The sequence below is a fragment of the Sporolactobacillus spathodeae genome, from assembly GCF_016908935.1.
Classification (GTDB): Bacteria; Bacillota; Bacilli; order Bacillales; family Sporolactobacillaceae; genus Sporolactobacillus; species Sporolactobacillus spathodeae.
Map to the genome: position 1 here is coordinate 13244 of NZ_JAFBEV010000003.1, position 24795 is coordinate 38038.

28 protein-coding genes are annotated in these 24795 nt (G+C 44.0%); all 28 read left to right on the forward strand.

The window, feature by feature from the left end:
* The first annotated feature begins 381 nt into the window (after window positions 1-381).
* A complete protein-coding gene (flgB, locus tag JOC27_RS01880) occupies window positions 382-723 on the forward strand; it encodes a flagellar basal body rod protein FlgB (protein ID WP_239529398.1) in 342 nt (113 codons plus the stop codon).
* 1 nt (window position 724) lies between these two features.
* The gene (gene flgC, locus JOC27_RS01885; protein WP_205005310.1) at window positions 725-1168 is read left to right on the forward strand and encodes a flagellar basal body rod protein FlgC; all 444 of its coding nucleotides are present in this window, start codon (window positions 725-727) and stop codon (window positions 1166-1168) included.
* Between the two features lie 10 nt (window positions 1169-1178).
* A complete protein-coding gene (gene fliE / locus JOC27_RS01890) occupies window positions 1179-1475 on the forward strand; it encodes a flagellar hook-basal body complex protein FliE (RefSeq protein WP_205005311.1) in 297 nt (98 codons plus the stop codon).
* Window positions 1476-1510: 35 nt separating this feature from the next.
* Complete coding sequence (gene fliF, locus JOC27_RS01895; RefSeq protein WP_205005312.1) at window positions 1511-3100, forward strand: flagellar basal-body MS-ring/collar protein FliF; 1590 nt, start codon at window positions 1511-1513, stop codon at window positions 3098-3100.
* Between the two features lie 12 nt (window positions 3101-3112).
* Window positions 3113-4126, forward strand: a complete 1014-nt coding sequence (gene fliG / locus JOC27_RS01900; RefSeq protein WP_205005313.1) for a flagellar motor switch protein FliG — start codon at window positions 3113-3115, stop codon at window positions 4124-4126.
* A gap of 34 nt (window positions 4127-4160) precedes the next feature.
* Window positions 4161-4877, forward strand: a complete 717-nt coding sequence (gene fliH, locus JOC27_RS01905) for a flagellar assembly protein FliH (protein WP_239529374.1) — start codon at window positions 4161-4163, stop codon at window positions 4875-4877.
* The gene (gene fliI / locus JOC27_RS01910) at window positions 4877-6205 is read left to right on the forward strand and encodes a flagellar protein export ATPase FliI (RefSeq protein ID WP_205005315.1); all 1329 of its coding nucleotides are present in this window, start codon (window positions 4877-4879) and stop codon (window positions 6203-6205) included. Before fliH ends, fliI begins: the two co-directional genes overlap by 1 nt.
* Window positions 6195-6635, forward strand: a complete 441-nt coding sequence (gene fliJ / locus JOC27_RS01915; RefSeq protein ID WP_205005316.1) for a flagellar export protein FliJ — start codon at window positions 6195-6197, stop codon at window positions 6633-6635. Before fliI ends, fliJ begins: the two co-directional genes overlap by 11 nt.
* Window positions 6628-7266, forward strand: coding sequence for a magnesium transporter MgtE N-terminal domain-containing protein (locus tag JOC27_RS01920; RefSeq protein ID WP_205005317.1), 639 nt, complete (start codon window positions 6628-6630; stop codon window positions 7264-7266). Before fliJ ends, JOC27_RS01920 begins: the two co-directional genes overlap by 8 nt.
* 39 nt (window positions 7267-7305) lie before the next feature.
* Window positions 7306-8826, forward strand: a complete 1521-nt coding sequence (locus JOC27_RS01925; protein WP_205005318.1) for a flagellar hook-length control protein FliK — start codon at window positions 7306-7308, stop codon at window positions 8824-8826.
* Window position 8827: 1 nt separating this feature from the next.
* Window positions 8828-9286 (forward strand): flagellar hook capping FlgD N-terminal domain-containing protein, encoded by a 459-nt coding sequence (locus JOC27_RS01930; protein ID WP_338062756.1) that lies wholly within the window; start codon window positions 8828-8830, stop codon window positions 9284-9286.
* A gap of 16 nt (window positions 9287-9302) precedes the next feature.
* Window positions 9303-9695 carry a TIGR02530 family flagellar biosynthesis protein gene (locus JOC27_RS01935; RefSeq protein ID WP_205005319.1) on the forward strand — a complete coding sequence of 131 codons (393 nt, stop codon included), beginning with the start codon at window positions 9303-9305 and terminating at the stop codon, window positions 9693-9695.
* A gap of 75 nt (window positions 9696-9770) precedes the next feature.
* Window positions 9771-10559, forward strand: a complete 789-nt coding sequence (locus tag JOC27_RS01940; protein ID WP_205005320.1) for a flagellar hook-basal body complex protein — start codon at window positions 9771-9773, stop codon at window positions 10557-10559.
* Window positions 10560-10623: 64 nt separating this feature from the next.
* Window positions 10624-10860 (forward strand): flagellar FlbD family protein, encoded by a 237-nt coding sequence (locus JOC27_RS01945; protein WP_205005321.1) that lies wholly within the window; start codon window positions 10624-10626, stop codon window positions 10858-10860.
* Complete coding sequence (locus JOC27_RS01950; protein WP_205005322.1) at window positions 10839-11273, forward strand: flagellar basal body-associated FliL family protein; 435 nt, start codon at window positions 10839-10841, stop codon at window positions 11271-11273. The genes JOC27_RS01945 and JOC27_RS01950 overlap by 22 nt, the downstream gene beginning before the upstream one ends.
* 34 nt (window positions 11274-11307) lie before the next feature.
* Window positions 11308-12306: a flagellar motor switch protein FliM gene (gene fliM, locus JOC27_RS01955; RefSeq protein WP_205005323.1), complete on the forward strand. Its 999-nt coding sequence runs from the start codon at window positions 11308-11310 to the stop codon at window positions 12304-12306.
* Window positions 12299-13558, forward strand: coding sequence for a flagellar motor switch phosphatase FliY (fliY, locus tag JOC27_RS01960; protein ID WP_205005324.1), 1260 nt, complete (start codon window positions 12299-12301; stop codon window positions 13556-13558). Before fliM ends, fliY begins: the two co-directional genes overlap by 8 nt.
* Before the next feature lie 25 nt (window positions 13559-13583).
* Window positions 13584-13946: a response regulator gene (locus JOC27_RS01965; RefSeq protein WP_205005325.1), complete on the forward strand. Its 363-nt coding sequence runs from the start codon at window positions 13584-13586 to the stop codon at window positions 13944-13946.
* A 20-nt stretch (window positions 13947-13966) separates the two neighbouring features.
* A complete protein-coding gene (gene fliO, locus JOC27_RS01970; protein WP_205005326.1) occupies window positions 13967-14644 on the forward strand; it encodes a flagellar biosynthetic protein FliO in 678 nt (225 codons plus the stop codon).
* Complete coding sequence (gene fliP, locus JOC27_RS01975; RefSeq protein WP_205005327.1) at window positions 14637-15314, forward strand: flagellar type III secretion system pore protein FliP; 678 nt, start codon at window positions 14637-14639, stop codon at window positions 15312-15314. Before fliO ends, fliP begins: the two co-directional genes overlap by 8 nt.
* Before the next feature lie 54 nt (window positions 15315-15368).
* On the forward strand, window positions 15369-15638 hold the full coding sequence (gene fliQ, locus JOC27_RS01980) for a flagellar biosynthesis protein FliQ (RefSeq protein ID WP_205005328.1): 270 nt from the start codon (window positions 15369-15371) through the stop codon (window positions 15636-15638).
* A 56-nt stretch (window positions 15639-15694) separates the two neighbouring features.
* Window positions 15695-16471, forward strand: coding sequence for a flagellar biosynthetic protein FliR (gene fliR, locus JOC27_RS01985; RefSeq protein WP_205005329.1), 777 nt, complete (start codon window positions 15695-15697; stop codon window positions 16469-16471).
* Complete coding sequence (gene flhB, locus JOC27_RS01990) at window positions 16468-17550, forward strand: flagellar biosynthesis protein FlhB (protein WP_205005330.1); 1083 nt, start codon at window positions 16468-16470, stop codon at window positions 17548-17550. The genes fliR and flhB overlap by 4 nt, the downstream gene beginning before the upstream one ends.
* Before the next feature lie 39 nt (window positions 17551-17589).
* Complete coding sequence (gene flhA / locus JOC27_RS01995; protein WP_205005468.1) at window positions 17590-19599, forward strand: flagellar biosynthesis protein FlhA; 2010 nt, start codon at window positions 17590-17592, stop codon at window positions 19597-19599.
* Window positions 19596-20693 carry a flagellar biosynthesis protein FlhF gene (locus tag JOC27_RS02000; RefSeq protein ID WP_205005331.1) on the forward strand — a complete coding sequence of 366 codons (1098 nt, stop codon included), beginning with the start codon at window positions 19596-19598 and terminating at the stop codon, window positions 20691-20693. Before flhA ends, JOC27_RS02000 begins: the two co-directional genes overlap by 4 nt.
* Window positions 20683-21573, forward strand: a complete 891-nt coding sequence (locus JOC27_RS02005) for a P-loop NTPase (RefSeq protein WP_205005332.1) — start codon at window positions 20683-20685, stop codon at window positions 21571-21573. Before JOC27_RS02000 ends, JOC27_RS02005 begins: the two co-directional genes overlap by 11 nt.
* Before the next feature lie 4 nt (window positions 21574-21577).
* Complete coding sequence (locus JOC27_RS02010; RefSeq protein WP_205005333.1) at window positions 21578-22726, forward strand: protein-glutamate methylesterase/protein-glutamine glutaminase; 1149 nt, start codon at window positions 21578-21580, stop codon at window positions 22724-22726.
* Window position 22727: 1 nt separating this feature from the next.
* On the forward strand, window positions 22728-24791 hold the full coding sequence (locus JOC27_RS02015; protein WP_205005334.1) for a chemotaxis protein CheA: 2064 nt from the start codon (window positions 22728-22730) through the stop codon (window positions 24789-24791).
* The last annotated feature ends 4 nt before the right edge of the window (window positions 24792-24795 follow it).

Genomic DNA, 24795 nt, shown 5'->3' on the forward strand with positions numbered 1-24795 from the left:
ATAAGAATTCAGAAGAATTATGTATTAGAAAAACTTGAAATTTATCTTTATTTGCGGGACAACCGTTGACGTTAAGACACGCGCTAAACAGTGAATAGTCTGATGGATTTATTTATTTTTTGCATAGCTATAAACTTTATCATCGAATTAAGTCGAAAGTACGATTTTTTTTGTGCTATAGTTATAAAAGTTGAAAAAATGATAAAAGGTATTCTTATTTTCACAGTAAAATAGTGTTTTAACGAGTCTTTATGCCTATTTTTGCTATGCAAAGATTGCAGAATGATGTCGGATCTGGAAGAATTTTATAGACAACATTACAAAAGTTGTTAAAATAAACTTATAAATGAAATGAAAAAAGGAGGAACGTATTTGTTTGAAATGACTCCTCTCTCAGCGATTGAACAAGCGATGAATGGTTCGATGGCCGAGCAAAATCTTATTTCACAGAATATCGCCAACGTGGATACACCGAATTATAAAGCAAAAAAAATAGTCTTTGATGATGCGTTCAGTGATGCATTGAATCGGACGAACGGGTCACCTGCGGATTACCACGTAGTCACGGATACGACAGGCTCTATCCAGAATAATGGCAACAACGTGTCGATTGATAATGAAATGTCGAAGATGGCTCAAAATCAGATCTACTATCAAGCATTAAGCCAGGCGGCAAGTAATCAATTCCTGCAGTTTAATACGGTTCTAGGAGGATCCAATTGATATGGGGATGTTTAGCGGTCTTGACGTTTCTGCAAGCGGATTAACTGCGCAGAGGTTGCGCATGGATGTCGCTTCGGCGAATATTGCCAATCAAGATACGACGCGGGAAAAAAAGGTTAATGGTCAGTGGCAACCGTACGCACGAAAAGTTGTGAATCTGAAGACGATTGATTCATCTTTTGATTCGGTGTTTCACGATGCGCTCGGATCCACTCAGGGCGGCGTGGAAGTGCAGTCAATCACAGATGATCCAACAGCTTTTCCACTTAAATATGATCCGACCAATCCAGATGCCGATGCAAATGGTTACGTTAAGGAAAGTAATGTTGATCCATTGAAGGAAATGGTCGATTTGATGGATGCCAACCGCTCTTATGAAGCGGGCGTCACAGCGATGAACGCAGATAAGAATATGCTCGGAAAAGCTCTGGATATTGGAAAGTAGGTGGAAGCGAATGAGTATAAGTTCAATTAATCTCAATACATTCTCAATGAAAGATTCATTGCCGTCGAATGCTTCATCGACCAGTAATAGTTTTGCCAATACTTTGAATCAAGCGCTCGGAAACGTCAATCAATCGCAGCAGGTGGCCAATCAGATGGTCACTCAATTGGCAAATGGCGATAGTAATGTGGACTTACATAATGTGATGCTTGCAATGCAGAAATCAAACATATTACTTAAGACCACCGTTCAAGTACGCGATCGTGTGATTAGTGCCTATGAAGAAGTGATGAGGATGCAAGTCTAATTTTTCTAGAAGTGTCCTTGAACGGAGAGAAAATAATGAAAGAAAAATTTATAACGTGGTTACATCGGGCTCAAGAATTCTGGAAAAATATGTCCGGGAAAAGGAAAAAATGGCTGATTACCGGCATAATTCTATTCTTTGCCTTGGTTATTGCCATAATCCTATTGACAAATATTAAACATTATACGCCGCTTTATAGTAATCTTTCTGCGAACGAAGCGGGCCAAATTACGGACACGCTTGACAGTAAGAAAATACCTTATAAGCTGTCAAATGGCGGTACGACAATCAGTGTTCCTTCTAATGAGGCAGATAGCCTGAAAGTGGAACTGGCCGCGCAAGGCATACCGAAAAGCGGAGAGATCGATTATTCAACGTTCAATCAAAATTCTGGGTTTGGGATGACAGACAAGCAGTTTGAAGTTCTTCAGCGAGCGGCGATGCAGACGGAACTCGCGAATCTCATTTCCAATTCCCGTGGGGTAAAATCAGCAAAAGTAATGATTACACTGCCGCAAACGGATGTTTGGGTCGCTGACCAGAAAAACCAGAATAAGGCGTCAGCATCGATTGTTTTGAATGTTGATCCGGGTTATCAGTTAGCTGATGAACAGGTTCGTGGCCTCTATCGTTTGATTTCAAAAAGTGTGCCAAACTTACCCGAAAGTAATATCGTCATAATGGACCAGTATTTTAACTATTATGACCTGAAAGATCAAACATCTGGAAATTCATCTGTTTTGTCAGCATACAAGCAGCAGCAGCAGGTCGTTAATGACATTGAGGCCAATATCCAACGCCGCGTCACACAGATGCTGACAACAATGATGGGCCAAGGTAAAGTTATGGTCAATGTGACGGCTGATGTTGATTTTACAAAGTCCAAAGAAGATCAGCACTTGGTAGAACCAGTGGATACACAGACAATGGAAGGCCTTCAGTCAAGCACCGATCATCTCGCCGAAACTTATACAGGACAGGGAGCCGCTGGACAAGTTGGCACTGGAACAAGCGATGTTACTGGTTATCAATCGGGAACAACAAACGGCAATGGCTCTTATCAGAAAGTTGAGGACAAGGTCAATTATGTTTTCAACAGAATTCATAAAGAGATAGTCAACAGTCCGTATCATATTACAGATATGGGTATTCAGGTCATGCTCGAGCCGCCGAATGCGAAAAAAACGTCATCACTTTCTCAGCAGCGGATTAATGATGTCAAGCAAATTCTTAGCTCAATTATCCGAACATCGATTGACAACGGGCAAGGGCAAGAACTCACTCCAACTGTTGCAGGGCAAAAAGTGTATGTTTCAGTTGGCCGATTTAATGGCAATTTAATGGCTCAAAATGTCCAACCAACGAATTATTGGCCATATATTATCGGTGGCGTGGCTGTGCTATTGGCAGGATTAGGCATTTGGTTCTTCATTCGCAAGAGAAGGCAGGACGAAGAAGAGGCAACGATTGAAGATGTGGTTGTCCCTGAAGAGCAGTCAATCGAAGATCAATTAGCCGAGGATCGACCAGAAAAAAGAAAATATAATGAGTTGGAAAAAATGGCGAAACAAAAGCCAGACGAATTTGTTAAATTACTTCGCAGCTGGATGTCAGATGAACGATAGGGAGGGAGTGCTTTGGCTGGCAAATCAACATTTACTGGCAAACAAAAAGCAGCTGTTTTGCTCATTGCTATGGGTACAGAGGTTTCAGCTAATGTCTTCAAACATATGACCGAACAGGAAATAGAGGAAATGACACTGGCAATCTCTAATGCCCGTAACGTCAATACTGATTTGACAAAGCAGGTCATTGAGGAATTCTATCAGACAGCGCTCGCTCAAGAATATATATCTCAAGGCGGGATTGGTTACGCCAAGCAGATATTGGAAAAGGCATTGGGTGCGCAGCAAGCGAATGATGTCATACAGAAATTGACCTCAACACTGCAAGTTCGTCCTTTTGACTTTATGCGTAAGAGTGATCCACAGCAAATATTGAATTTCCTGCAAAATGAGCATCCGCAGACGATTGCGCTGGTTCTCTCCTATCTGACACCGGAACAGGCTGCTGCCGTTCTCTCATCGTTGCCGATTGAGAGCCAGGCTGATGTAGCGCGCCGTATTGCTCAGATGGATCGGACCTCACCTGAGATTATTTCTCAGGTCGAGCGTATTCTCGAAAAGAAAATATCAAGTTCATCCGTCAATCAGGACTATACCCAAACAGGTGGGATTGGCTCAATTGTCAATGTGTTGAACGGTGTTGATCGCACAACAGAAAAAAATATACTGGATCAGCTAGAAGAAGCTGATCCAGATCTGGCTGAGGAAATCAAAAAAAGAATGTTTGTTTTCGAGGATATTATCATTCTCGACGATCGAGCGATTCAACGAGTGATTCGCGAGTCTGAAAATGAAGATTTGCTTCTCGCTATGCGCACAGCCAGTGATGAAGTCAAAGATCTGCTCTTCCGCAATATGTCCGAACGGATGGCTGCAAGCTTTAAAGAAGAGATGGAATATATGGGACCTGTTCGTCTTCACGATGTCGAAGAGGCGCAAACACGAGTTGTCAATACGATCAGAAAATTGGAAGATGCCGGTGAAATTGTGATTGCCAGAGGACAGGGAGATGACGTCATTGTCTAATTTACTTAAAGCGCCGCGCTCCAGCCAAATCGCGATGCAATTGAAATTAAATGCGGTCATCGACCCTGACCTTGACATTCTCAACCAGTCAATGACAGAAACAGAGATTCAAAGGACTTTGGATCAGCGAATTGATGAGGCAAAAGAGCAAGCAGCGCGCATTTTGGCTAATGCTGATCAAGAGGCAAAAAAGTTTAGAGAACGAATGGAGAACGAAGAACAGAAAGCTTTAGTGGAGCGAGCCGATGCCTATAAAAAAAAGGAAAAAGAAGGCTATGAAGAAGGTCAACAAGCGGGCTTGCAAGCTGGAAAAAAGGCTTTTGTAGCTAAAATAACGCAGGCTGATGAGTGGATTGCTCAGGCCCATGACGCCTATCTAAAAGCGATTGAGCAATCAAAACCGGACCTTTTGAAGCTATCCCTTGCCATCGCTGAAAAAATTATTGGTATGAAATTAAATGATGATGATGAAGCATGGAAGACATTAGTTGCTAAGGCAATTAAAGAAGTCAGGGATCAAGGAACAATCAAAATATCCGTTGCTCCTGAACGCTATGTTCAAGTATCCGAGGCAAAAGAAATGCTGGATACGCTGGTACAAGATCAGAAAATTTACATATTCATGGATAGCGAATTATCCGAAAATGATTGTTTGGTTGAAACCGCCTACGGCAAGATTGATGTTGGTGTTGACAGCCAGCTTACCGTCATCAAATCCAAACTGAAAGAGATACTGGACGGTGAGGATTGATGAATACGCACAATTTGCTTCACGAGCTTGAAGCAATCGACAGTTATCGTCGGTACGGGAAAATCAGCCGTGTGGTTGGCCTGTTGATTGAGTCAAAGGGACCAGCTTCTTCTATTGGTGATGTATGTCTGATCCATTTGAAGAACAGCCATGCATTACTCAAAGCGGAAGTTGTTGGTTTCCGAGATGAAAATGTGCTGTTGATGCCGTACGCACCGGCAGCGCATATCGCACCCGGTTGCTTGGTTGAAGCGACGGGAAGACCACTATCAGTACGAGTCAGCGAAGAGCTGATTGGTCAAGTATGTGATAGCATGGGCAATCCAATGACAGGCTCCCGATTATCAAAAGGTGCTGTGAAAGTTCCGACCAATCAAACACCGCCAGATCCACTTAGCCGTCCGCCGATTATCGAACCAATAGAACTTGGCGTTCGATCGATTAACGGTCTGCTTACTGTTGGAAAGGGCCAGAGAATTGGCATTTTTGCAGGGAGCGGTGTTGGAAAAAGCACGTTAATGGGAATGATTGCCAAAAATACATCGGCTGATCTGAATGTCATTGCGTTAATCGGTGAACGAGGGCGCGAGGTTAACGAATTTATCGAAAAAGATCTTGGCGAAGAAGGTAAGAAAAAATCGATTGTGGTCGTAGCGACAAGTGACCAACCGGCATTAATGCGAATTAAGGGAGCGATGACCGCGACTGCAATTGCCGAGTACTTTCGTGCCCAAGGGAAAAATGTGCTGCTGATGATGGATTCTTTAACACGGGTCGCAATGAGCCAGCGTGAAATCGGTCTTGCTATCGGCGAACCGCCAACCACAAAAGGTTATCCGCCATCCGTCTTTGCCTTATTGCCACAGCTACTTGAGCGAACTGGCGCGGATAAAAAGGGAACAATCACAGCCTTTTATACCGTACTCGTCGATGGCGATGATATGGACGAACCGATTGCTGATACGGCGAGAGGCATTTTGGACGGACATATTGTTCTCGATCGATCGCTTGCTGAAAAGGGCCAATACCCAGCCATTAATCTACTAAAAAGCGTCAGCCGTGTGATGCCCCAAATTGTCGATCCGGCACATATGCAGGCAGCTGCCAAATTCCGAAAATTACTGGCACAATACACCGATTCGGAGGATTTAATCAATATTGGCGCCTATAAAGAGGGAAGTTCTGCAACAATCGATGCGGCGATCCATTACCATCCACAGATTCTTCAGTTTATGGCGCAACATGCTTTAGAAAGGGTCACGCTGAAACAGTCTGCTGAACAATTGATGATAGAATTCGGGGAAGAGGCGGCAGAAAATGGCATTTGAATTTCGGTTGGAGCGAGTCATGAAAATAGTGAAAAGTGATAAAGAAAGACTCGAGACAGACTATCAATCTCTCTTTGAAGCCCTTGAGGGTATTGCACATCAGTTGATGGATTTAATGGAACAGAAAAAGGCTGTGCAACAAGAGCTTCAAAATCACATGACACAGGCGATCATGATCGATTCAATGAAAATTTATCTTGGCGATATTGATCAATATGAAAAAAGAATTCATCTAAAAACGCTTGAATATACGAAACTAAAGAGCCGTCTGGAAAAATTAAAACCGATCTTACGAGAGAAAGCAATCAATCTTAAGAAATATGAAAAGATGCGGGATAGGGCGCAGAAAGATTACGACGCAAACATGAAGAAAAAGGAAATGAAGCAAATGGATGAAATTGCTTCTCTGCGAGTGGTGAACAATGGATAAGAAATCAGCAGTTGTAGATGAGCAGGCGCATCAGAGCAAAGGGTTAAAATTATTTAAAGTTCTCGTTACGATCTTCATTCCTTTACTTTTTTTTCTTATGTTAGTGGTTTTATTCCTGAAGCTCGCGGGATTAAACCCAGTCCAGGTGGCACAAAGTATCATCCCAGGACAACAGGCACAAACAATCAAACCGGTGGGCGGAACAGCAGGCGAGATCAAGCAGCTGAATCAGACTATCAGTGATCAGAAACAAACGATACAGCAATTGCAGAGTGACAGCAATAAAAAAAATGATCAGCTTGCTCAGCTCCAGAACCAATTGAAACAAGCACAGCAGCAGGCAAATCAGCAGGTGTCCGCAAAAAAAAGTGCAGATAAGGCAGCTAAAATGCAGGTTTATGCACAAACCTATAAAAATATGGATCCGAGCAAAGCCGCGGCAATTTTTGACAAATTGCCGGTCAATCAGGCTGCAACGTATATCAATATGCTTGATAACAAGACAAAAGCATCTATTCTCGAAAATATGACTGCAGATAAAGCAGCACAATTGACACCACTTCTTCAAGCCAACAGTTCTGCTGCTGCCTCGTCATCAAGTAGCAGCGGATCGGCGACGAGTTTGCCATAAGGTGTGAAAATCGATGTATTTTGAAAGGAGGTGAAAACAATGAATAATAAGCTGATAATTGACGCAAATACAAAAGCGACTAGAGGCACTATCAAAAAGAGTGTCAAAAAGAGAGCGACGATAGATCCGACTTTTCTGCTGATGGTTCAAGGGGCAGAGAACAGCAGTGGGGGAAAAGATACGGCGCAAGCGGAAAAAAAGCAGTCTGGAAAAGTCCCCCAACCGGCTACAAAGAAAAATCATCGAGTTCATTCAATGAATCAAGAACAGATAAGTGATGGAATCGCAAAGGATCAGTCGATGAAAAGCCAGGATCATTTGAAGGACTCAGTTTTAACTGATGTGGCATACGTTCAATCCATGTCTTCTCAATCTTCTTCTTCGCCCAAGCTGCAACAACAGCAGAACAAAAATGTTGATGGGAGCGAATCACTTACTCCTAAAAATGTTCAAAGGATGGAAGCGCTAGATTTAAAAACCTCCGACTTTTTGACAGCTGGATCAACGGTGCATTCCTTGGCCGACGCGAATATTAGCCCGGTTAGGCAAAATTCCAATCAACCGGAAAAGGTTTCGCTACCGCAGGAATCTGTCATTCAGCAACCTGTTGAAGGAATGACAATTAAAAATACGGATGAACAGTTCAACGATTATCGTGCAAACAGTAGCAACTCAGTTGCTCCACTTGGCGCTTTTCTGCAAACAAGTTCTGATTCCGCATCGCCCGTTTCGTCTGATGTGAATAGAAGTGCGGACCAAGATATAGGACAGAAAAATTATCATGCTGTTCTTGTCTCAGGATCTGTTGAAACGCAAAATGATTTGGAGAAAGCGAGTCTGGTAAGCGACAGCTCATTACCCGCAGCTGACCCGGTGACCACAAAGCGTAACATCGAACGCTTGCAAAATCAGGCAGTGCGTGAGTCTGACGCGCCGACTGGCGCAAAACCTTCAGCCAATGTCCCGGAAAAAGCTGGGGGCATGCCATCTAATACTGACGCAAATGGTTCTCATGCGTTCCCACTGCATACGGTCGCTTTTCAGCCAATGAGCGCTCTCGCCATGTGGCGGGATTATCAGGCAGGAAGTTCACCCGCTCCGCCTGTACCCGATCAAGTGGGCTCACAAATGGCTTCATGGCTAGGCAAAGCGACATTTAATCAAAATGAGGATGGCGTCAAAAGCATGACTATGACGCTCTATCCCGAAAATCTTGGTCAGGTGACGATAACTGTGCAGCAAGATAAGGATGGCATTGTCGCTATGCTTACGACGTCTAACAAAGGCGCTGAGGACTTGTTAAAGAATGGACTCGATCAACTGCAGAAAGATTTAGTTAATCAAGGCCTACCCGTGCATCAGATTGATGTCACCGTGAAACAAGAAACGACCGCACAGAATCAGCAGCATACGTTCCAAGGGCAGCAGCAATCCCGTCAAGGCACCGATCAAGGAAATCATCAGAATCCGAGACAAAGCGAGCCTCAAAATTTGTATAAAGAAGAAGAAGATTCAGAGAAACAAAGTTTTAACGATTGGATAATTGAAGGAAGTGTGTAATGTGAGTACGGATATAAACAGCACGCAAGCAACGACTGCAACGAACAACACTTCATCGACGACCGCGACAACGGGTACAACCACATTAGGAAAGGACGCGTTTCTGAAACTGCTTGTCGCTCAGCTGACACATCAGGATCCGACTTCACCAATGGATACCGGGCAGTTTGTTTCACAAATGGCGGATTTTACTTCGTTAGAGCAAACGCAAAATATGAGTGACGCCATCGACAAGCTGGTCAGCTCTCAAACAGAAAACGCATTGTCGACTGAAGCGGCGTTAATCGGAAAGAAAATAACATGGACAAAGACGACAACGGATTCAAATGGAAACAGTTCAACAAGCAGTGTGACTGACGTTGTCAAAGCCGTGAATGCCAATGATGGTTCCATCACCTATTTGACCGATTCAGGTGAGCATGTAGATCCATCGACGGTGACGCAGATTCAGGTAGACTGAGGTGCAGAAGTTGACAATGATTCAAGATTTACCTTTTTCCTCCATTGATGTGGCACTTGCCGCACATCCTGAGAAAAGTAAGCTGGTCAATACGAAAGAGTTTTCCACAAGTTTTAAGCAAACTTTAGCTGATCAGCTGCAACAAGAAGCAGACGGCATTGTTAAATTATCCAAGCATGCCAAAGAACGCATGACAGAGCGCCAAATCACGGTTACCCGTGATGAGTGGAGACAAATTCATCAGAAAATGGATGAAGCGGGTAAAATGGGTGTCGGTGATTCACTTGTAATTACCCGTCGCGCAGCCTTCGTGGTAAACGCGCCAAAGAATACGATCATTACTGCGATGGACTTGAATGATGCGCGAACACATATTTTTACGAATATACAAGGTACCATTGTCTTGTGAAAACGGCCGGACCCGTATTGGGAAGGCTAACGCTGCCGACCGACTGAGGCAGCGAAACAAAGGGAGGAATTGCAAATGTTATTACGATCATTAGGTGCGGGGGTTTCAGGTTTAAAAAATTTTCAGACCGATTTGGATGTTATTGGCAACAATATAGCCAATGTTGGAACGACAGGATATAAAAAATCCCGCGTCAATTTTGAAGACACGTTTAGCCAGCAGCTTCAGGGAGCTTCAACCGATAAAAACGCTATACAAATAGGTCTTGGCTCGGAAGCAGGTTCTATTGACAATATCATTTCCGGCGGAACAATAGATTCAACTGATAATCCATACGATCTTGCTATTGATGGTGAAGGCTATTTTCTTGTGAAAGATTCTGCCGGTAATGGTTTTTATACACGGGCAGGAGATTTTAAGCTTAATAGCAATGGAACGGGTTTTGTCAATTCTCAGGGCTTAACTTTAGATGGAGTCGGTACGGCAGGCGGCGGGACGGGAGATTTTAATTCGATTACTTCATTTACGGTTGCACCTGATGGAACAGTGACCGGAGTATCTGGAAATACATCTGTTCCGTTGGGAGCTGTATCAGTTTACACGTTTAAAAACCCGGGCGGATTAGAGAAGACGGGCAATTCCCTTTATCTTGATGTTCCAAATGCAACTGGCGGGGCAACTAAATCAACGACAGTTGGCACTGATATGAAGATTCAACAAGGTGCGCTTGAAGGCTCCAATGTCGATCTAACCGATGAAATGACCAATCTGATTACCGCACAGCGTGCGTATCAGGCTAACGCACGGACAATTACAACGGCTGACGACATTCTTCAGGAACTGATTCAGTTGAAGAGAAACTGATGATTGATTAAAGAGGGGGACGGGGCCGGATTCGTTAGGGATCCAGCCTAATTTGTGAGATAAAATGATAGAATTGACACGTTTGAATGGACAGCCTTTTCTGCTCAATCCCTTTCTCATTGAACAGATTGAAGCATTGCCGGATACGACAATTACGCTGACCACTGGTAAAAAATTGGTAGTTAAGGAAGACGTGGATCAGGTACAGCAAGGAGTGCGTCTCTTTCTAAAGGATATCTCCTGGATCAATGCTGTTCACGGGGAAGAGAGTGTGATGAGATGTTCAGAAGCAGAGGAATGAATATCGCGTTCCTTATAATGACTGTCGTTTTGATTGGCGCTGTGATTGCCTATTTTGTTTTGGTACATGCAGCAGATGACGGAAAAAATGTAAAAGACCCTGATATTGATCAAATAGTCAATAATTTGACGGTTTCAACTGGTGAAATTACCACAAATATCAAAGATGATCATTTTATAAAGGTTGATTTTAATATTCAGGTGTCTAATAAGTTAGCCAGAGATGAATTAGAAAAGCGTTCCTTTCAAGTGAAAAACGCGGTCATTTATACTGTTTCCGGCATGACCACACAGGATTTAAGTGATCAGCAGGGAATTGCTAATTTGGAAAATCAGGTGATGACGCGCGTGAACGGTTTTCTAAAAAGTGGCAAAGTGACTCATGTTTACACAACTGAAAAGGTCGTTCAGTAAGTTGACTGACGGATGAACAAGGTGATGATGATGGTTGGCTGATGTACTCTCTCAATCTGAAATTGATGCGTTGCTTTCTGCCCTTTCCACGGGCGAGATGAGCGCAGACGAACTAAAAAAAGAAGATAACAAGCCAAAGGTACGAACCTATGATTTTAAACGAGCGTTGCGATTTTCAAAGGATCAGATTCGAAGTCTGACGCGTATCCATGAAAATTACGCGCGACTCTTGACCTCCTATTTCTCAGCGCAACTGAGAACCTATGTGCAAATCTCTGTTGCATCGGTGGATCAATTGCCTTATGAAGAATTCATCCGTTCGATCCCATCCGCCACTATCTTGAATATTATTGAGGCGCCACCGCTAGAGGGACATTTGATTGTTGAGGTCAATCCAAATGTCGCTTACGCCATGCTTGATCGCCTGCTTGGCGGAGCAGGTGTCAGCATGAACAAAATTGAGAATTTGACTGAAATTGAGACGCAGCTGATGCGCAATCTGTTTGAAGGCACGCTGTCTAGTCTGAGAGAAGCATGGGTATCGGTTCAAGCGGATATTGCGCCTAATCTGATGGAACTTGAAACCAACCCGCAATTTTTACAACTTGTATCACCTAATGAAACAGTCATTGTGATTTCGCTTTCGGCGATAATCGGACAGTCAAGCGGAATGATTAATCTTTGTTTGCCGCATGTCGTGCTCGAACCTGTGATTTCTAAACTATCGATGCATTACTGGATGAGTGAGAAAAAAAATGACACGACTGAATCAGAATTTCAGGCATTAAAGAGAAACGTCGAAAATTCAAAATTGGACGTAAGAGTTCAACTGGGGCAATCGCAGATCACGGTTCAAGAGCTGCTCGATCTGAATGTCGGCGATGTCATTCAATTGAAACAACCAACGGATCAATTGGTGCTTGTCAACATTGAAGGCTTTCCAAAATTCCTGGCACAGCCCGGAAAGAAAGAGAAACATTTGGCTGTTCAGATTGTCAAACCAATAAAGGAGGAGGATGACCTCAATGAGTGATGGAAAGCTGACTCAAGAAGAGATCGATGCACTGCTCGGGAACGGCGGTCAATCTGCCGATACGGGCATCAGTAGCACAAGTCCAGAAAAACCACAGATGGATAATTTGAGCCCGACATCTGGGGAATCAATCAATCATCCCGTTAATACTTCATCTTTCGATGACACTTCTTTGTCAGAGATGGAGCAGGATGTTTTAGGGGAAATCGGCAATATATCCTTTGGTAGCGCGGCAACAGCGTTATCAACATGTCTAAATCAAAAGGTCGAAATTACGACACCGATTGTTACCGTTGTTCATAAAGAACAATTGTCACAGGAATTCCCGGTTCCGTATGTCTCTGTGCGGGTCAACTACACGGAAGGGTTCAAGGGATCCTGCATGCTTGTCATTAAAATCAGTGATGCAAGCATTATCGCCAATTTGATGATGGGTGGAGACGGGAAGAATCCAAGTACTGAAATTAGCGAAATGGAAATGAGCGCGGTTCAGGAAGCGATGAACCAGATGATGGGTTCGTCATCGACAGCAATGTCTACTGTCTTCAATAAAAGAATTGATATTTCGCCACCAGAACTTACTTTAATGGATGTTCGGACAAAACGAGGCATGGAATATGTGCCTGAAGATGAAGTAATGTTTGAAATATCTTTTCAGTTGAAAATTGGCGATCTAGTCGATTCCAATATTATGCTCGTTGTACCGATTGAATTCGGAAAGACATTGGTTCAATTATTGCTTGAAAATACCAATCACGAAGAAATAGCTGCACCTGCTGAATCAATGGAAGAAATCGGCGCCTATCCCCAAAATGAGGCGGAACATGACATCTCAAGTACGGAAGAGAATTGGCAGAGCAACAGTCAAACTGCTGCTGCGGAACCGGTTCTCAATGAAAAAGATGTTGCGCCGAAACCTGTTCAAAATGTCCAGCCGGTTGCATTCGCTGATTTTGGCAAAGAAGAATCGCCGAAGCAAGCAGGCACGACGCCGAGAAATTTGGACTTACTGATGGATATACCGCTTGATGTCAGTGTAGAGTTGGGGCATACGCAAAAAACAGTTCGCGAAGTATTGGAACTTGGCCCAGGATCAATCATAGAGCTGGACAAGCTGGCAGGAGAAGCGATTGATATATTGGTTAATTCAAAGTATATAGCCAAGGGTGAAGTCGTCGTTGTCGATGAAAATTTCGGTATCCGTATTACTGAAATATTGAATCATTATGACCGATTGAAAAATTTAAAATAATACTTTTTTTATTGGGGGAATTAATGTGGCAGGGCGCATTCTTGTAGTAGACGATGCAGCATTCATGCGAATGATGCTGAAAGATATTCTGAAGAAAAACGGCTTTGATGTAGTCGGCGAAGGCGCAAATGGCAATGAGGCGGTGACGAAATATGAGGAATTGAAGCCTGATTTAGTGACTTTGGATATTACGATGCCAGAGCTTGACGGCATTCAAGCGCTTAAGAAAATTAAAGCGATGGACAGCAACTGCAAGGTGATTATGTGTTCGGCGATGGGGCAGCAAGCAATGGTAATTGATGCCATTCAAGCCGGTGCTAAAGACTTTATTGTCAAACCGTTTCAGGCCGATCGTGTCATCGAAGCCATTAAAAAAACATTAGGATAACTTGAAAAGAAGGTGGCACATTGTCGCCAAGATGGATTATCGTTTTTTTCGTCTCACTTTTTCTTTTTCTGGGAATGGACCTTCCTACAGTTTATGCTGATAGTAGTGATGGGACGGTTTCATCCCTCTTTCAACACCAAAGTCACACCAGCCAGACCAAGAAAGATCTGAAAAATGGTTCGTCAGCAGCACCGGCAGTTTCAGCCGCGTATGGCGATACCAACTTGTTCCTGATCTTTTTGAAATTAATTTTTGCATTACTTATTGTTCTGGCACTCATTTATCTGCTCTATCATTTTGCCGCCAAGCGAACGGGAAGGTTCCAGGCGAGCCAGGCGTTGAAAAATTTAGGGGGTATTTCCGTCGGATCGAATCGTTCCGTGCAGCTTGTTCGGATTGGTGAAGAAATTCTTGTTGTCGGTGTCGGCGATACGGTTAATTTGATCAAAGAGATTAAAGATCCGCAAATTGTCGATATGTTGACTGCCCCCAATACCCGAACAGATACAATGGAAGAGAATGTGCTTCAGTTTCTCAAACGAACCGCAGATCGGGCGATGAAACGGAAGACAGATAATGAAGAACAAAAGCCGGTTACTGAATTGACGAAGACATTAGCAAGTGGCTTGAATACGTTAAAGGAAGAACGCATGCGTCAAGTGAACGAACTGCTTCAGGAGGCCAAACATCATGACTAGCATACCAGGTATTCCAACCAGTTTTTTCACGAGTCAGCCGCAAGGCGTCACAACGACGATTCAGCTGCTTCTTATGTTAACAATTCTTTCTTTGGCACCTGCAATTCTGATTTTAATGACATCCTTCACAAGGATTATTATTGTGCTGTCCTTCGTGCGAACGTCGCTATCGACGCAGCAAATGCCGCCGAATCAAGTACTTATCGGTCTAGCACTGTTTCTGACATTCTTTATCATGGCTCCTGTCTATGGACAAATTAATCACGATGCTTTGGTACCATACCAGAAACATAAAATTACGCAGAAACAGGCAATTGCACGTGCTGAGGCACCGATTAAGCATTTTATGGCCAAAGAGACGCGAACCAAGGATCTGGAGCTATTCTTGAATTACGGAAAATATAAGATGCCAAGTTCGATCAATAAAATACCAATGACGGCTCTCGTTCCGGCATTTACAATTAGTGAACTGAAAACGGCTTTTCAGATGGGATTTATGATTTTTATCCCGTTCCTGGTCATTGATATGGTGGTATCCAGTATTCTTATGGCGATGGGCATGATGATGTTGCCTCCGGTGATGATATCATTACCATTCAAAATTCTTCTTTTTATTATGGTTGACGGATGGTATTTAATTGTCGAGTCGCTCCTTAAGAGCTTCTCATAGATGGATAAGCATCTCTTGTGATAGAAAAAAATCGGAAGAGGGGGGATGTGCACCTTGAGTTCAGAAATGATTCTGTCTCTTGCTGATCAGTGTGTGATGCTGATACTTGAAGTTGGCGGTCCGATATTAATCATCTCTCTATTGGTGGGTTTAATCGTCAGTATTTTTCAGGCGGCAACACAAATTCAGGAACAGACTCTTGCCTTCATTCCCAAAATTGTCTCTGTCTTTTTTGGATTAATTCTTTTCGGTCCATGGATGTTGACGAAAATGCTGTCTTTTACCGAAACGATACTTTCAAATTTACCCAACTATATTAAATAGTTGAGAACTTCCCAGAGGTGTGGGAAAAACTGACCAATAAAGGATTTTGAGGCCATGTGGCTATTTTTAATGCGATTCCGGTATTCTTATTAATACTTGTCAGAGTTGCGAGTTTTATGGTAACGATGCCAATCTTTTCGTATCGAACGATTCCTGCCCAAGTGAAAATTGGCTTATCGGTCGCGCTTGCCTTGCTGATTGATGTAACGATCTTTAAGAGTCAAGCGATCCCGCTCAATGCTGCATTCGTCCTGCTTGTTCTCAAGGAAGCGCTTATTGGTCTCTCCATGGGGTTTGTTTCTGCGATTCTGATTTATGCTGTTCAGTTTGCCGGTTCCATTATCGATTTACAAATGGGGTTTGCAATCGCCAATACCATCAGTCCGGAGAACGGTATGACCACACCAATTACCGGTCAACTGCTCTATATGCTGGAGCTGCTGTTCTTCCTTGGCGTTGATGCTCACCATATGCTTTTAAATGGGTTGTTGTACAGTTTCACCGTTCTACCGCTGAATGATTTGACTGTCAATCTGGCAGATGGTCATGCCGCTGCGTTTGTCGCCCGGCTGACCGCGCAACTCTTTGTGATCGCCTTGCAACTGGCAATACCGATTATCGGCTGTCTGTTTTTAGTCGATATGGCGGTTGGCATCGTCGCGCGTACTGTGCCGCAAATCAATGTTTTTGTTGTCGGACTGCCACTTAAAATTATCGTTGGATTTATGCTGATGCTGATTGTTTTCCCTGCTTTTATTCTGATCTTTCGATTCGTTTTTGATTCAATGACGGATGCATTCAGCACGTATATTCAAATTCTGGAGCGTTCATGAGCATGGTTACTCTTGATTTACAGTACTTCGCTGGTGAGAAAACAGAAAAAGCGACCGCGCATAAACGTAGCGAGACAAGAAAGAAAGGCGAAGTCTTTAAGAGTATCGATCTGAGTACAGCCATCAGTCTTTTTGCTTTTTTTCTCTATTTTCGCATCGCTGGCGCTACACTCGGTCGACAGCTAGGCGGAATGATGGGTTCCTTCTATGGGAATGAGCTGCAGATGGATTTGACTCAGAATAATATTTTGAAACTTTTTTCACAACTTTCTATCGGTATGCTGAAAATGCTTCTGCCTGTTTTTGTTCTCGCTTTGGTGGTCGGTGTGCTCAGTCAATTGTTTCAGATTGGCGTGCTTTTTCATCCAGAATTGCTGTTATTTAAAGGGGAGCGGTTAAGCCCATTATCCGGATTGAAACGGATCTATTCGTTGCGTGCGGTTGTCGAATTGTTGAAATCAATGCTGAAAATTATTTTTGTCGGTTTGATCACGTTTTCCGTTATATGGTTCCAAAGAACAGCGATTGTTCAGACCGCTCAAGAACCTTTGCTCACCGCTGCCTCGACGATTTCACGTGTTTTTCTTAATATGGGACTAATTGCCTCACTTGCCTTAGTTCTCCTTTCGCTGCTGGATTATTTTTACCAGAAATTCGATTTCGAGAAAAAAATGCGGATGTCAAAACAAGACATCAAGGATGAGTATAAGACGATTGAAGGCGACCCGTTAATTAAAGCAAAAATACGTGAGCGCCAGAAACAAATGGCGATGCGGCGTATGATGCAGGAATTACCGAAGGCGGACGTTGTGATTACCAATCCGACACATTTTGCCGTGGCGCTGCAATATGACGCGGAGACAATGAGTGCACCAACTGTGATCGCAAAAGGTGCTGATCAGATTGCCTTTCGAATCAAAGATATAGCCCGTAACCACGGTATTACAATCGTTGAACGCAAACCGCTTGCGCGGGCACTTTACGCTCAACTCGATATTGGCGATCACGTGCCGGAAGCCTTCTTCCAGGCCGTTGCGGAAATATTAGCATATGTTTACAGATTAAAAGGAAAGGCGTAGATAATTGTGAAAATCCTTAAAAACAGCAGCTACCTCGTTATGATCGGCGTCATAATGATTGTATTGATGCTCATCATACCGCTTCCAACAACACTGCTTAGTTTTTTGATTATCATCAATATTGCACTCGCCCTAATTATCCTTTTAGTTTCGCTGAATGTCACAGAACCGCTGGAGTTTTCTGTTTTTCCTTCGCTACTCCTAATTATGACACTCTTTCGAATCGGCTTGAACGTATCAACGACAAGATTGATTTTGACGAAAGGCGATGCAGGGCAGGTTATTGAGGCATTTGGGCAATTCGTCGTTTCGGGCAATATTATCGTTGGTCTTGTTGTCTTTATGATACTGATTATTGTTCAGTTCATAGTCATCACAAAAGGTGCGGAACGTGTCGCTGAAGTTGCTGCTCGATTTACTCTGGATGCGATGCCGGGGAAACAAATGAGCATTGACGCGGATATGAATGCCGGACTGATCGATGATCGCGAAGCAAAAAGGCGTCGTGAAAAAATTACTCGGGAAGCCGATTTTTACGGCGCGATGGATGGGGCGAGCAAGTTTGTCAAAGGTGACGCCATTGCCAGCATGATTATCGTTGCCATCAACTTGCTTGTTGGTATGGTTATCGGCGTGGTTCAGCAAAGTATGTCGCTTGCTAGCGCTGCGCAAACTTTTTCGCTTTTGTCCGTTGGTGATGGTATTGTCAGTCAAATTCCCGCCTTGCTGATTTCGACGGCGACGGGCATTATTGTGACACGTTCGTCTTCGGAAAACAATATGGGGAAAGAGGTCTCCGATCAACTACTCGCTTTTCCAGTACTGATGATTATTGCCGGTTCAGTCATTTTTCTTCTCGGTTTAACGCCAATCGGTATGGTTGCAACGTTGCCAATCGCTCTGCTGCTTGTTGCAGGCGGGATACTGATTCGTCGCTACCGACAGAATGAGCAGAAAGTTGGCGCGGAAGATCAGGATCGAAAAGCGGAAGAGACGTTCAAGAGTCAAGAGAATGTGATGGGTCTCTTGACGATGGACCCAATTGAATTTGAGTTCGGCTACGCTTTAGTGCCACTGGCTGACAGCAGTCAGGGTGGCGATCTACTTGATCGGATTGTCATGATACGACGCCAACTCGCGCTTGAGCTTGGCTTGGTTCTGCCGATTGTCCGAATAAGAGACAATATTCAGCTTGAACCAAACAGCTATCAAATTAAAATAAATGGTAGCGAAGTCGCCAATGGACAGTTGATGCTCGATCACTATTTGGCCATGAGTCCAGGGGTCGATGATCCGTCCATTCACGGTATTGAGACAACGGAACCGGCATTCGGCCTTAAGGCACTTTGGATTGACGAAGAGACAAAGGATCGCGCCGAACTGACGGGTTATACTGTAGTCGATCCGCCATCGGTAGTCTCGACCCACTTGACGGAAGTGCTTCGTCAACACGCCTGGGAACTCGTTGGACGCCAGGAAACAAAACAGTTGATCGATCATCTGAAAGAGCAGTCGCCGGCACTTGTTGATGCGGTGACGCCTGATCCGTTGAGTATCGGTGATATTCAAAAAGTTTTGGTTCATTTACTCAAAGAAAAGCTATCGATTCGCAATCTGCCGGTGATCTTTGAGACATTAGCAGACTACGCTCAAATGACACGTGACAGCAGTCTGCTGACTGAATATGTTCGTCAGGCATTGTCACGGCAAATCACGGAACAAATGACACGCGAAGGTGAAGCGCTAAAGGTGCTTACGCTGAGTCCGGATCTCGAGCGCAAAGTGAGTGACTCCGTTCAAAAGACGGAACATGGTAACTTCTTGGCGCTCGATGGGCCAACCACTTCACAGGTGCTGAAAAACCTCTCGGATTCTGTCACGAAGTGGCCAGATATGGAGAGCGATCCGGTTATCTTATGTTCACCGGCTGTCCGTATGTATGTCCGCCAATTAATTGAACGCTATTTTCCAAATGTTCAAGTTCTGTCCTATAACGAGCTCGAAACAAATGTGGAAGTCCAAAGCATCGGGGTGCTGAACGCCGCATGAAAATGAAAAAAATTATTGCGCCTACGGTAACGCTGGCGATGAAAAAAGTGAAAGAAGAATTAGGTCCGGAGGCGATTATTTTTCAGACACGAAAGGTGACTGATTGGCGCTTCTTTAACCTGATAAAAAAAGAGCATGTCGAGGTTCTCGCCGCAGTTGATACAGACGTGTCACCTACTCTAAACAGTTCGGACAAACGAGCCGAAAAATATATTAGGACTAATGGCTCCCGCCCTTCCGGCGGAGCTAAAATACCTTATACACGGACTCATGAGAAAGTGGATAGACTCTTCAAAGGTCCCGAAATGCTAGATAATTTACGATCTCGATTGATTCACCAAGGTATTTCGGAGAAAAATGTGGAATCACTACTGCAAATGCTGATAAAAAAATGGTATCAGCATGATGAGCGACTCAGCGAATCGGAAATGAAAAGCTTATGCCGTTCACAGCTAATGATGAAAGTTGGTGCCAGTCGCTTCGTGCACCAGGATCAAGCCTCTTGCCTCATGCTTGTCGGACCAACCGGCGTCGGTAAGACAACAACTCTTGCCAAGCTTGCGGGCAGTGCCGTGCTGGATCATGGGATAAAAATCGCGCTGATTACGATTGACACATACCGGATAGCAGCGATCGATCAGCTAAGAAAATATGCGGAAATACTCGCAATCCCAATGGCTGTTGCTTATTCACTCGATGACTTGAAAATCCACTTGAGCAAATTTGCCCACTTTGATCGGATATTTATTGATACAGCTGGACGTAATTTTCTCGATCCGCGTTACGTTCGCGAAATCGAGGCTATAGCCAAGAGTGGTTTGGCCGTTGAAACGGCCCTTGTCTTTTCTGCGACGACGAAATATGAAGATATGGATCTAATCATGAAACAATTTGAGCGAGCAGAAATAAACCACTTTATTTTCTCAAAAATGGATGAGACGACAACATATGGCGCCATCGTCAATTTACTGATCGCGAATCCAAAACAGGATGTTTTATACATAACGAATGGGCAGGATGTGCCCGATGATTTGCAGAAACCTGATTTGCAGCAATTAATCGACAAAATTATGGGTGATGAACATGAATCGTGATCAGGCGAGCCAGCTCAGAAAGAGAATGCAGAATCTCCAGCATCAGCTTCAGCAGCAGGAACACTTTTGTCCAATCATTGGCATAATCAGCGGGAAAGGCGGTGTCGGCAAATCTGTTTTTTCAACGAACCTGTCGATTGCGCTCGCGCAGAGGAACAAAAAGGTATTAATTATTGATTTGGATGTTGGCATGGGAAATATTGAACAGCTGATCGGTCAGACATCGCTCTACCATATTGATGACTGTATTCGTGATCACTTACCCTTGACAGAAGCGATGTATAAAGGGCCAGGTTCGTTGACTTATATTCCAGGAGGATCCGGTTTTGAAGAAATACTGGAAATAAACGAGCAGAATCTTCTCTATTTTCTAAACCAAATAGAATCGATAAAAAAATCTTTTGATTACGTGTTTTTTGACTTTGGTGCAGGTGTTTCTGCACAAATGCTTCCCTTTATGCGGGCAGTTAACCAGTTGATTCTGGTCACGACACCAGAGCCCCCGGCAATGGCTGATGGCTACTCTGCACTAAAATTGATTTGTTCTGATGAATCCAGCCACGACGTGTTCTGTGTCATTAATCAAGTTTCAAGTTTTTCCGAAGCACGCGAAACATGGCAGCGTCTCGCGAGTACCGCGCGACGTTTTATCGGTATTGATCCGAAATGGCTCGCAGCGCTTCACCACGATTCAGCGGTTGTCGATTCGGTGAAACAACAGAATCCATGTCTGCTTCGTTTCCCGCGATCGAAATTCTCCGCAGATGTCCATTCCTTGGCTGCTAATTTTTTGGATAACGGTCAAATTACCGCGCCCAAAGAGGTGCATTCAATTTTTTACAATCGAGTTTTACATTACTTAAAATTCACTAGGAGGTGAGCACATGGCGTCTATTCGTGTCATGGTTGTCGATGATTCAGCATTTATGCGTCAAACCATCAAAGGGATGATTGAAGAGAATCCCTTGTTTGCCGTCGTTGCAACTGCACGGAATGGACAAGACGCATTGAAAAAGTTGATGCTCTATAAACCGGATGCTATCACGCTAGATATCGTCATGGGAGGGGATATGGACGGCCTCCAAGTGTTGCAGCAGATCATGATTGCCCGACCGACGCCGACGATTATGGTTAGCGGCGCTTCTGATGAAAATGTCAATTATGTTATTGAGGCAATCAGTAACGGTGCTTTCGATTTTATTTGCAAGCCGAATGGCAAGCCAAGCGATATCGAACGGATTGAGATGGAGCTGCAAACAAAATTAAAGCAAGCGGCACTCGCGAAGCGGCGATTGGATGAGAGTGCATTCGCAAAGCAAGACGGATCAATGCCTGTTCATCTTTTGGGTGCGCGGGAGATGAAAGCTTCAGAGCCCCCTCAGGAGAAACGGTCGGCGGATAGGATTCAGCAGTCGTCACTCGCTGTGGAAGCCAGTACTTCAGTTGATGGGCTTGTTATTATTGGTACGTCGACAGGCGGCCCCAAGGCGTTGCAAACCGTCGTCCCTAGCTTAGATAAGGCTCTTCCTGTCCCTGTTTTAATTATTCAGCATATGCCGCCGCGCTTTACACGGTCACTTGCTCAGCGGCTAAATCAGATTTCGAAATTGACAGTGTCTGAAGCTGAGGAAGGCGAAGTATTGAAGAAAGGGCATGCCTACATCGCGCCTGGCGGCAGGCATCTGCAAATTATCAAAAGCGGCAGCCAATTAGCAGTGCATTTACTGGATACAGCTGCGGTTCACGGTGTTAGACCAGCCATCGATGTGACGCTGGAGTCGCTTTTGAAAATCAACGATCGGTCCTATACCTTTGCGATATTAACGGGAATGGGCCGAGACGGGGCGGACGGACTTGAAGCGTTAAAAAATTCAAATGAAAAAGTTTTTGCTATTGCCGAAGCAGAACAGTCTTGTGTTGTTTTCGGCATGCCGAAAGCGGCTATAGAGACTGGAAAAGTCAATCAAGTATCTGCACTGCAGGATATAGCATCTGCAATCAACCGTCAATTTGTTATCAGGAGGGGTAACTGATATGGACATGAGTCAGTATTTGGGTGTTTTCGTTGATGAGGCAAGAGAGCATCTGCAGAATTTAAATGACAAATTGATGGAGCTGGAAGAAAACGCGAAAGATCCTGAATTAATTAATAGTATCTTTCGTTCGGCTCATACGCTCAAAGGCAGTTCGGGTCAAATGGGTTTCGAGAATATGATGGAACTGACGCATACCATGGAAAATGTGTTCGACGCCTTACGTCAGCAACAGGTCTCTGTAGATTCGGCAATGGTCGACTGCCTTTTTGAGACAGTTGATATACTCTCAGGAATGATAGATCATATCGCTGAAGGTGGCGATGACAAACAGGATGTCGCAGAAATAACAGCACAGCTTAAAGCATTGCTGTCCGGTCAAAAAACCACTGCAGATGATTCGACTGTCAGTGCTGCGCCTGCTGCAGAAAAGGCGGCAGGTAGCGTTGGCCCGGCAAAGATGCTATTTACGTCATATGATCTGGAAATGATTGAGCAGGCACGCCAAGGCGGGATGAACGTTTTCGAAACAGCAATTGTTCTTCGCCAGGATTGCGTGCTCAAGGCTGCTCGAGCGCTAATGGTATCAAATGCACTGGAAGATTTAGGAAGCATCATCAAGTCCGAACCGGAGACAGAAGCTATAGAAAAAGAAGCCTTCGATCATACTTTTTCTTTTTTGCTGGTCACAAATGCTGAATCAGACGTTGTTGAAAAAAATGTACAGAACATTTCAGAAATCGAATCGGTTTTTGTACGTCCGGTACAAGCGCAGCAGACGCATCATGAGGAAGCACCTAAGCCCGTTGAGATTAAAGCCAAGAGCGAACTGCCGAAAACGGCCCAAGCCAAATCTGAAATATCTGGTCACAAAAAACCGGTGATCACAAAAACGATCCGTGTGAACTTGGATCGACTTGATAATCTGCTGAATCTTTTTGAGGAACTGATTATTGATCGCAGCCGGCTCGAAAAAATAAGTGATTCAATAGAGAATGCCGATTTAAAAGATGCTCTGGAACAGATTAAAAGGGTTTCCAATCAATTGCAAGAAACGATTCTAAACTTGCGGATGGAGCCAGTCGAACAAGTATTTAATCGTTTTCCAAGAATGATTCGGAGCTTGGCAAAAGAATTGAATAAAAAGGTTGATCTGGTCATAACTGGTGAAGAGACTGAACTGGATCGCACAGTTATTGATGAGCTTGGCGATCCGCTCATGCATATGATCCGGAATTCAATGGATCATGGGATTGAACATCCGGAAACGCGTAAACAATTGGGCAAGCCGGAACAAGGTACCCTTGCACTTCGTGCCTATCACAGTGGAAATCATGTGTATATTGAAATCGAGGATGATGGTGCGGGCATCAATCGAGAAAAGGTGCTTGGTAAAGCGATTGAGAAGGGTATTGTTTCAGAGAGCACTGCCGATCAAATGACAGATAAAGAAATTTATCACCTTCTTTTTGAGTCTGGATTCAGTACAGCGGATAAAATCTCCGATATTTCTGGACGCGGCGTTGGTTTGGATGTCGTAGAAAGCAAGATTCGTTCACTGAGCGGTACGGTTGAGGTTGATTCAACAAGTGGTCAAGGAACACGGTTTACAGTCAAATTGCCACTGACCCTGTCCATTATCAATGCCCTGATGATTCAGACGGGTCAAGAAATTTACGCGATTCCGATCACCGCAATCTATGAAACGGCTTTAAGGCGGCAGACAACGATCCAGACTGTCCAAAACAGTGAAGTCGCCCGGTTGCGTGATCGTGTCGTACCGATCATCCGCTTAAAAGACTATCTGGACATCCCTTCATCACAGCAAGACGAGGAAACGAGTTCGATTGTTTACGTCAAAAATGGGGATAGAATAATTGGTATCATCGTTGAGAAGCTTCTCGGTTATCAGGATATTGTTATTAAGCCGCTTAATGACTATTTAAAAGATGTTCACGGTTTTTCGGGAGCGACAATTCTCGGGGACGGGACAGTGGCGCTGATTCTAGACTGTCAAGGAATGATTCAATCGCAAAAAAAGAAATATGTGAAATTAAGTGTGTGAGGAG

What these genes read in the sequence shown, in the direction of transcription:
- flgB (WP_239529398.1), top strand. Translation starts at nt 382, where the DNA reads ATGACTCCTCTCTCAGCGATTGAACAAGCGATGAATGGTTCGATGGCC.
- flgC (WP_205005310.1), top strand. Translation starts at nt 725, where the DNA reads ATGGGGATGTTTAGCGGTCTTGACGTTTCTGCAAGCGGATTAACTGCG.
- fliE (WP_205005311.1), top strand. Translation starts at nt 1,179, where the DNA reads ATGAGTATAAGTTCAATTAATCTCAATACATTCTCAATGAAAGATTCA.
- fliF (WP_205005312.1), top strand. Translation starts at nt 1,511, where the DNA reads ATGAAAGAAAAATTTATAACGTGGTTACATCGGGCTCAAGAATTCTGG.
- fliH (WP_239529374.1), top strand. Translation starts at nt 4,161, where the DNA reads ATGCAATTGAAATTAAATGCGGTCATCGACCCTGACCTTGACATTCTC.
- fliI (WP_205005315.1), top strand. Translation starts at nt 4,877, where the DNA reads ATGAATACGCACAATTTGCTTCACGAGCTTGAAGCAATCGACAGTTAT.
- fliJ (WP_205005316.1), top strand. Translation starts at nt 6,195, where the DNA reads ATGGCATTTGAATTTCGGTTGGAGCGAGTCATGAAAATAGTGAAAAGT.
- JOC27_RS01920 (WP_205005317.1), top strand. Translation starts at nt 6,628, where the DNA reads ATGGATAAGAAATCAGCAGTTGTAGATGAGCAGGCGCATCAGAGCAAA.
- JOC27_RS01925 (WP_205005318.1), top strand. Translation starts at nt 7,306, where the DNA reads ATGAATAATAAGCTGATAATTGACGCAAATACAAAAGCGACTAGAGGC.
- JOC27_RS01935 (WP_205005319.1), top strand. Translation starts at nt 9,303, where the DNA reads ATGATTCAAGATTTACCTTTTTCCTCCATTGATGTGGCACTTGCCGCA.
- JOC27_RS01940 (WP_205005320.1), top strand. Translation starts at nt 9,771, where the DNA reads ATGTTATTACGATCATTAGGTGCGGGGGTTTCAGGTTTAAAAAATTTT.
- JOC27_RS01945 (WP_205005321.1), top strand. Translation starts at nt 10,624, where the DNA reads ATGATAGAATTGACACGTTTGAATGGACAGCCTTTTCTGCTCAATCCC.
- JOC27_RS01950 (WP_205005322.1), top strand. Translation starts at nt 10,839, where the DNA reads ATGTTCAGAAGCAGAGGAATGAATATCGCGTTCCTTATAATGACTGTC.
- fliY (WP_205005324.1), top strand. Translation starts at nt 12,299, where the DNA reads ATGAGTGATGGAAAGCTGACTCAAGAAGAGATCGATGCACTGCTCGGG.
- fliP (WP_205005327.1), top strand. Translation starts at nt 14,637, where the DNA reads ATGACTAGCATACCAGGTATTCCAACCAGTTTTTTCACGAGTCAGCCG.
- flhB (WP_205005330.1), top strand. Translation starts at nt 16,468, where the DNA reads ATGAGCATGGTTACTCTTGATTTACAGTACTTCGCTGGTGAGAAAACA.
- flhA (WP_205005468.1), top strand. Translation starts at nt 17,590, where the DNA reads ATGATCGGCGTCATAATGATTGTATTGATGCTCATCATACCGCTTCCA.
- JOC27_RS02000 (WP_205005331.1), top strand. Translation starts at nt 19,596, where the DNA reads ATGAAAATGAAAAAAATTATTGCGCCTACGGTAACGCTGGCGATGAAA.
- JOC27_RS02005 (WP_205005332.1), top strand. Translation starts at nt 20,683, where the DNA reads ATGAATCGTGATCAGGCGAGCCAGCTCAGAAAGAGAATGCAGAATCTC.
- JOC27_RS02010 (WP_205005333.1), top strand. Translation starts at nt 21,578, where the DNA reads ATGGCGTCTATTCGTGTCATGGTTGTCGATGATTCAGCATTTATGCGT.
- JOC27_RS02015 (WP_205005334.1), top strand. Translation starts at nt 22,728, where the DNA reads ATGGACATGAGTCAGTATTTGGGTGTTTTCGTTGATGAGGCAAGAGAG.